We start from the raw sequence: 6,789 nt of genomic DNA on the forward strand, positions 1-6,789 counted from the left end.
CCATGGCTAAACGTCAACCCACTTATTCTACTCAAGCCGATCAACTCAAAGATGATCTGCGCCACTTGAGTGAAACCGTTGAAGAGCTGGTCAACGCGACCGCTAAAGATGCCAGCGGAGAGATGAACGATCTACGTACCCGTGCCGAACGCCGTTTGAAAGACACCCGTGCACGCCTCGAAGCTCGCGGCGAACGTATCTATGACGAAACTCGTGACTCGTTGACCCATCAAGCCGATGCATGTGATCGCTACGTGCATGAAAACCCCTGGACGAGCATTGGTATTGGTGCCGCTGCAGGTATGGTTGTAGGTATGCTGCTCGGTCGTCGCTAATGGCTTTGGGTCCAACCCAACGCGTCTTCTCTGCCGCCAAACGCTTACTAAAATCGCTGATTGCTAATAGCGAAACCCGCCTGCGTTTGGCGGTGTTTGAGTTAGAAGAGGAGCGTGCTCGCTTACTGGTTCTACTGCTTCTCGCAGGAGCAAGCTTACTGCTGCTCTTGTTGGGTATTGCCACGCTGACGGCATTAGTAGTGGTTCTGTTCTGGGATACCTATCGCTTAACCGCCATTGCCATCAGTGCAGGTGCGTTAATCGGCGCCAGTTTGCTACTCGCGGTCATCGCGATTCGCCAGTCCAAGCAACACTCTCTTTTAAAAGAAACACTCAAACAGCTTGCTGCAGACCGAGCACTGCTTGAGGAGCCAAGTGATGAAACCATCCGCAGACAACGCTAAACCGCCAACGAAACCTTTAAGCCGCGCTGAGCGCAAAGCGCTGCTGCTAGCCGAACTAGAGCAGCAGCGCGTGGATATTTTGGTGGATAGCGACTATTTGCAGCAGGCAGCCTCGCCGCTAGACCAAAGCTGGCAAAGCTTTAAACTGCCGCTCTACGCCGTCGGCGGCTTTGCTGCTTATAAGCTAGCACGCCACCCAGGTGGCGCTATGGCGGCAGGCCGAAAAGCGCTTGCGGGCTACATGCTATTCAAAAAGCTTAAGTTATTAGCCAAAGTGGCTACTTAATTAAAGCTTTTTTGTACTGGGCTTTTTTGTACTGGGCTTTTTTGTACTGGGCTAGGATGTACGTGAAACGCATTTCCTAGCCTAGCAGGCTTGCCCACAAGCGACGCCACTCGCCCACGCCCACTGAAAGTTATACCCGCCTAGCTCTCCCGTCACATCCAATACCTCTCCAATAAAGCGCAGTTGCGGCAGGCCTTTAACTTCAAAGGTCTTGGACGATAGCGCCTCGGTATTGACCCCGCCCATGGTCACCTCTGCGGTGCGCCAACCTTCAGTCCCCGCTGGCTTCAGTTGCCAAGCGTTGAGCCTTCCTGCCCACTCATCCAGCGCTGCGTTGGCATACTGGGCCAGTGGTCGCGCCGGGTCATTGTCGGGGTACCACTCCAACAGCGCTTGCGCCAAGCGTTTCGGGAAGCGTTCGCCAAGCCAGGTAGAGAGTTGGCGCTTGGGGGTCTCTTGGCGCGCTTCGCGCAGTGACTCCGCCACGTTCTCACCGGGCAGCAGATCAATGCTAATCGCCTCCCCTGGCTGCCAAACGCTGGATATCTGCAGCATCGCAGGCCCAGACAAGCCACGATGGGTAAATAGCATGGGCTCTACAAAGCGGCGACTGCCTGCGCTAACGGCCACTGGCACGCTGACGCCTGATAGCTCTGCTGCGCGCGCCTTCCAAGTATCGCTCAGCGTGAACGGCACCAGCCCCGGGCGGGTATCGAATACTTCCAAGCCAAATTGACGGGCTATATCGTAACCCAATCCCGTCGCCCCCATGCTCGGAATGGAAAGCCCGCCGCTCGCCACGACCACTACACCCGCATCAATGTTACCTATCGAGGTGGTTAGCCGCATGGCACCGCCCTGCTGCTCCACGCGAGTAATCTGTGTGCTGAGTTTTATATCAGCCCCCGCCCACTCACACTCGGTCAGAAGCGTACGGACAATCTCTTTGGCCGAGGTGGCACAGAATAGCTGACCCGGCGTTTTCTCAACATGTTCAACGCCATGGCGCTCAACCAGCTCGACAAAGTGCTCGGGACGATAACGTTTGAGCGCCGAAATACAAAAGTAAGGGTTTGATGAGTAAAAGTGCTGCGGCGTCGTGCCAAGATGGGTAAAGTTGCAACGGCCGCCCCCGGACATGAGAATCTTCTTGCCCGCTTTGTTAGCATGATCAAGCACTAAGACCCGCTTTCCGGCATAGCCTGCTTGCGCTGCGCACATTAAGCCTGCGGCGCCAGCGCCGATGATGACAACGTCATAGATCATAATGGACAGCTCATATTGAGGACGATTCCCGCTATAAAAAGCAGGCATTCTAACAGGGTCGCACTTAAAAATTATTATATGATCAAATTACCCTATACAATAATTGTATAAATATTATCTAACGCTGAGAACTCTATGCTTTTGCCTTTTCATCGACGACGGCTGTTGCGACTTGCGCTTGTGCCTCTCACCCTTCTGCTTGCCAGTGTGACGTTCGCCCAATCGGCGCCCTCCATCATCGGCACACGGGCAATCTTGACGACCTGGTCCGATCCACTGGAAGCCTTGGGAACCCTTCGTGCTGATGAGAGCGTGACGCTATCAGCTACCGTCACGGACATCGTTGCCGAGATCAATTTCCGTGACGGCGAGCAGGTTGAAGAGGGGCAGCTGCTTATTCGCCTAGAGGATGCCGAGGAGCAGGCGCAGCTTAGGGCGTCCCAGGCACTTCGCGAAGAGCGGCGCAACGCGTCAAATCGCGCTTCCCAGCTGCAAGAACGCAATCTGGCGGCCCGGGCCGATGTAGAAGATAGCCAATCACGGCTGCGCCAGGCAGATGCCGATATACAAGCGATTGAAGCGGAGTTGGCTAATTACCAGATAAAAGCGCCCTTCAGCGGCCGTGTGGGCTTTCGCAATATCAGTATTGGCGCTCTGGTCACCCCAGGCATGGACCTGGTGACGCTTGATAAATTGGATGTTATGCAGCTCGACTTCAGCGTTCCAGAAGTATTTCTTGGTCGCCTATCGCCAGGCTTGATGCTCAACGCCACGACTGCCGCCTACCCTGACGCCCTCTTTAGCGGTGAAATTGCCACCATCGGCACACGGGTGGATCCAATAACGCGCAGCGTAAGCGTCCGCGCTGATCTCGATAATGCCGACGGCCGCCTGCGCCCTGGCATGCTGATGGAAGTGATCGTTCAACAGCGCGTACGCGATACTGTCGTCATCCCTGAGGCTGCCATAGAGCCTAGCGGTGACCGTCACTTCGTGATGCTAATTGAGCAGAGTGAAGGTAGCACACGCTTGGCACGGCGCGAAGTGGCGATCGGCGAGCGGCGCAATGGCGAGGTGGAAATTCTTGAGGGGCTCACCGCCAACGATTTAATTGTCTTTCATGGTCTACAGCTAGCCAGAGATGGACAAGAAGCCAGGTTAATCGGGATCGCCGATGACGAGACCGGTATCCGAGCGCTGCTGGAGGCCGACCGCTAATGCGCTTATCGGATATCTCTGTACAGCGACCGGTACTGGCGATGGTGATTGCGGCGCTGATTGTTGCCTTTGGTCTGCTAGCGCTCAATCGTTTGCCGCTTCAAGAGTACCCCACCATCGACCCGCCAGTGGTCACCATCGATACCCGCTACCCCGGCGCCTCGGCCAGCGTTGTCGAAACACGTATTACCCAGGTATTAGAAGACCGCATTGCGGGTGTTGAAGGCATCGAGCTAATTACCTCGCAAAGCGAAGATGGTCGCTCTCAGATCGAGATCGAGTTTGGCATCGATATGGATATCAATGCCGCCGCCAATGATATTCGCGACCGTATCTCCGGCGCGCTGCGCAACCTACCCGACGACGCTGACAACCCAGAGGTCACCAAAGCCGATAGCAGCGAAGAGATAGTGGTGTGGCTAAGCCTTTCCGGCGAAGATTACTCCATAACTGAATTGACCGACTACGCTAACCGCTTTCTGGTCGACAGCCTTTCCGTTCAACCGGGAGTGGCTCGAGTGCGTGTCGGCGGCGGCAGTGACTACGCCATGCGCGTATGGCTGGATCGCAATGCCTTAGCCGCACGCGGACTCACCGTTAGCGATATTGAAGATGCGTTGCGGGCTGAGAACGTAGAGCTACCGGCAGGCTCGCTTGAATCCGAAGATCGTCAGTTTATTGTCCGTCTCCCCCGCAGCTTTGCCAGCGCCGAAGATTTTCAGCGCCTCGCCCTCAGCTCTCCTCAAAACCAGGAGGAAAACGGCTATCTGGTGCGCCTTGCTGACGTAGCAAGAGTAGAAGTCGGCGCGGTGGAGGATCGTTCTGTCTTCCGCTCTAACGGCATCCCCATGGTCGGCCTGGGTATGATCATGCAGTCGACGGCCAACGTAATAGAGCTCTCCGAAGCCGTTCAGGTCGAACTTGAACGGCTGCAGGGCACCCTGCCCGAAGGCATGTCGCTAAGCCTGAACTACGACGCCTCGCTGTTCGTCTCAGGGGCGATTGAGCAGGTCGTTATGACGCTGTTTATCGCCATGGGCCTGGTGGTGGTAGTGATCTTTATGTTTTTGGGCAATTTGCGCACTACCCTGGTACCTGCGGTGACCGTTCCGATTGCCGTTATTGGGGCTTTTACCGCTCTGGCCGCGATGAATTTCTCAATCAACCTGCTAACGCTGCTGGCGCTGGTGCTGGCGATCGGCCTGATTGTCGATGATGCCATCGTCGTGCTTGAAAATATAAACCGGCGTATGCACGACTACGGCGAGACACCGCTAGTCGCCGCCTTTCGCGGTACCCGGCAAATCGCTTTTGCAGTTATCGCCACCACCCTGGTGTTGGTGGCGGTTTTCTTGCCGCTCAGCATGTTGCAAGGCGATATTGGCCGACTATTTTCCGAGTTCGCACTGACCATGGCCGCCGCAGTAGTCGTCTCTACGCTGCTGGCACTGACGCTTACGCCGATGATGGCGTCTAAAATTCTTAAGCCGGGCATGCACGACAGCCGGATTGGAAAAGCCGTGCAGTGGCTGCTCAGCGGCACTCAACGCCGCTATCAGGCCACGCTAGAGTGGATGCTCAAAATGCGCTGGCTAGTGGTCGCGGCGTTTGTATTGCTGATAGGTGCCACCGCCTGGCTGGCCACGGCACTGCCCAACGAATACACGCCTCAGGAGGATCGCGGCAACTTTATCGTATTGGTGAATGGCCCCGAAGGCGCCACCTTCGACTATATGATGGACTACATGGATGAGATCGAAGCGAGGATGACGCCACTAGTGGAGAGCGGTGAGTTGGAGCGCGTCGTCGTTCGCGCCCCTCGTGGCTACGGCAACATCGAGAATTTTAATAGCGGCTTTATTATCGTCAATATGGCCGAGTGGGGCAGCCGACGCAGCGCCTGGGAGATAATGGCCGACGTACGCCAGACACTGAGTACCCTACCCGGCGTACAAGCGTTCCCTGTAATGCGCCAGGGCTTTGGACAACGCACCGAAAAACCGGTCCAGTTTGTGCTGGGTGGCGGCACGTATGAGGAACTTGCCCGCTGGCGGGATATGCTGATAGACCATGTGCGTGAAAACAATACGCGCTTAACAGCCCTGGAAAGCAACTACAACGAGACCCAACCGCAACTGCGGGTAGAGATCGACTACGAGCGTGCCGCCTCGTTAGGGGTTACCGTCTCGGAAATCGGCAGAACGCTGGAAGTGTTGTTGGGCGGTCGCAATGTCACTCGCTATGTGGATGAGGGTGAGGAGTATGATGTCATCCTGGAAGGCGATCGCAGTAGCCAGAATAGCCCCAGAGCGCTGGATAACATTCAGGTTCGCTCGGCGCGCTCTAGTGAGCTGATTCCTCTAGCCAGCCTTGTCACGCTTTCCGACTTTGCTGGCGCCAGCACCCTGAATCGCTTTGACCGCATACGCGCGATTACCATTGAGGCCAACCTGGCAGATGGTTACCCGCTCGGCGAAGCGTTGGCGTACCTAGAGGAGAGCGCTGCTGAGTTGCTGCCAGAAGAGGCACAAACCAATGTGGCAGGCGCATCGCGCGACTTCCAGCAGGCTAGTGGCGCCACCGCCTTCCTATTGTTAATGGGCGCACTGGTGGTGTTCCTGGTACTCGCTGCCCAGTTCGAGAGCTTAATCCATCCCTTTGTCATCATGCTCACGGTGCCACTGGCAATGAGTGGCGCTCTGCTTGCCCTGCTGCTCACTGGCCAGTCATTGAACATCTACAGTCAAGTAGGCTTAGTGCTACTGATTGGTTTAGCCGCTAAAAACGGCATTTTGATTGTCGAGTTTGCCAACCAGTTGCGCGACGAGGGTAAAGCGTTTCGCTCGGCGTTGATTGAAGCCTCTGTGACGCGATTGAGGCCTATCTTAATGACGGCTGTCACCACTATGGCTGGCGCCATTCCATTGATCATCTCGACAGGACCGGGGGCCGAATCGCGTTTGGTCATCGGTACCGTGATTATGGCGGGAGTCGGCTCGGCCACGCTGTTTACGCTGTTTGTGGTGCCCGTCGCTTACGATCTACTCGCGCGTCACACGGGTTCGCCAGGTGCAGTTAAGCGGCAGTTGGAGGAGGAAATTGCAAACGCGCCATCTGACTGATGTCATTGCGACTGAAGCGTGGCAATTTGGGCGGGGGATGTCATTGCGTATAGGGACTCCTCCCCGGTTGCAAGCTCCGATGATGAACAACATAAGCCGATGCGTGCGTATAGTCGGTCTCTTAATGGGGACGCTATCCCCTGACCCTGATGAACGTC

The 6,789-nt window shown here is 56.0% G+C and carries 6 protein-coding genes; 5 read left to right on the forward strand and 1 reads right to left on the reverse strand.

The genetic code is table 11. The features are described from left to right. The first annotated feature begins 2 nt into the window (after positions 1–2). From HZS80_RS19320 to HZS80_RS19330, 3 genes are read left to right on the forward strand one after another with little or no spacing between them, the layout of a single operon-like run. Entirely contained in the window at positions 3–335 is a 333-nt protein-coding gene (locus tag HZS80_RS19320) for an ElaB/YgaM/YqjD family protein (protein ID WP_035563274.1), read from the forward strand. Further along, positions 335–739 carry a phage holin family protein gene (locus HZS80_RS19325; protein ID WP_035563273.1) on the forward strand — a complete coding sequence of 135 codons (405 nt, stop codon included), beginning with the start codon at positions 335–337 and terminating at the stop codon, positions 737–739. Before HZS80_RS19320 ends, HZS80_RS19325 begins: the two co-directional genes overlap by 1 nt. After that, positions 714–1,025, forward strand: coding sequence for a YqjK family protein (locus HZS80_RS19330; RefSeq protein ID WP_035563271.1), 312 nt, complete (start codon positions 714–716; stop codon positions 1,023–1,025). The genes HZS80_RS19325 and HZS80_RS19330 overlap by 26 nt, the downstream gene beginning before the upstream one ends. An 81-nt stretch (positions 1,026–1,106) precedes the next feature. Here HZS80_RS19330 and HZS80_RS19335 read toward each other — a convergent pair whose 3' ends face one another. Further along, positions 1,107–2,291, reverse strand: coding sequence for a BaiN/RdsA family NAD(P)/FAD-dependent oxidoreductase (locus tag HZS80_RS19335; protein WP_035563269.1), 1,185 nt, complete (start codon positions 2,289–2,291; stop codon positions 1,107–1,109). A 135-nt stretch (positions 2,292–2,426) separates the two neighbouring features. On the opposite strand from HZS80_RS19335, the gene HZS80_RS19340 reads away from it, so the two are divergent. Both HZS80_RS19340 and HZS80_RS19345 read left to right on the forward strand, forming a co-directional pair. Continuing rightward, complete coding sequence (locus tag HZS80_RS19340) at positions 2,427–3,509, forward strand: efflux RND transporter periplasmic adaptor subunit (RefSeq protein ID WP_035563266.1); 1,083 nt, start codon at positions 2,427–2,429, stop codon at positions 3,507–3,509. Continuing rightward, complete coding sequence (locus HZS80_RS19345; RefSeq protein ID WP_035563263.1) at positions 3,509–6,631, forward strand: efflux RND transporter permease subunit; 3,123 nt, start codon at positions 3,509–3,511, stop codon at positions 6,629–6,631. The genes HZS80_RS19340 and HZS80_RS19345 overlap by 1 nt, the downstream gene beginning before the upstream one ends. The last annotated feature ends 158 nt before the right edge of the window (positions 6,632–6,789 follow it).

The organism is Vreelandella glaciei, assembly GCF_013415125.1.
GTDB classification, from domain to species: domain Bacteria; phylum Pseudomonadota; class Gammaproteobacteria; order Pseudomonadales; family Halomonadaceae; genus Vreelandella; species Vreelandella glaciei.

Bases quoted from the DNA above. Each gene is read 5' to 3' on its own strand.
- HZS80_RS19345 (WP_035563263.1), top strand. From the start codon at position 3,509: ATGCGCTTATCGGATATCTCTGTACAGCGACCGGTACTGGCGATGGTG.
- HZS80_RS19330 (WP_035563271.1), top strand. From the start codon at position 714: ATGAAACCATCCGCAGACAACGCTAAACCGCCAACGAAACCTTTAAGC.
- HZS80_RS19340 (WP_035563266.1), top strand. From the start codon at position 2,427: ATGCTTTTGCCTTTTCATCGACGACGGCTGTTGCGACTTGCGCTTGTG.
- HZS80_RS19335 (WP_035563269.1), bottom strand. From the start codon at position 2,291: ATGATCTATGACGTTGTCATCATCGGCGCTGGCGCCGCAGGCTTAATG.
- HZS80_RS19320 (WP_035563274.1), top strand. From the start codon at position 3: ATGGCTAAACGTCAACCCACTTATTCTACTCAAGCCGATCAACTCAAA.
- HZS80_RS19325 (WP_035563273.1), top strand. From the start codon at position 335: ATGGCTTTGGGTCCAACCCAACGCGTCTTCTCTGCCGCCAAACGCTTA.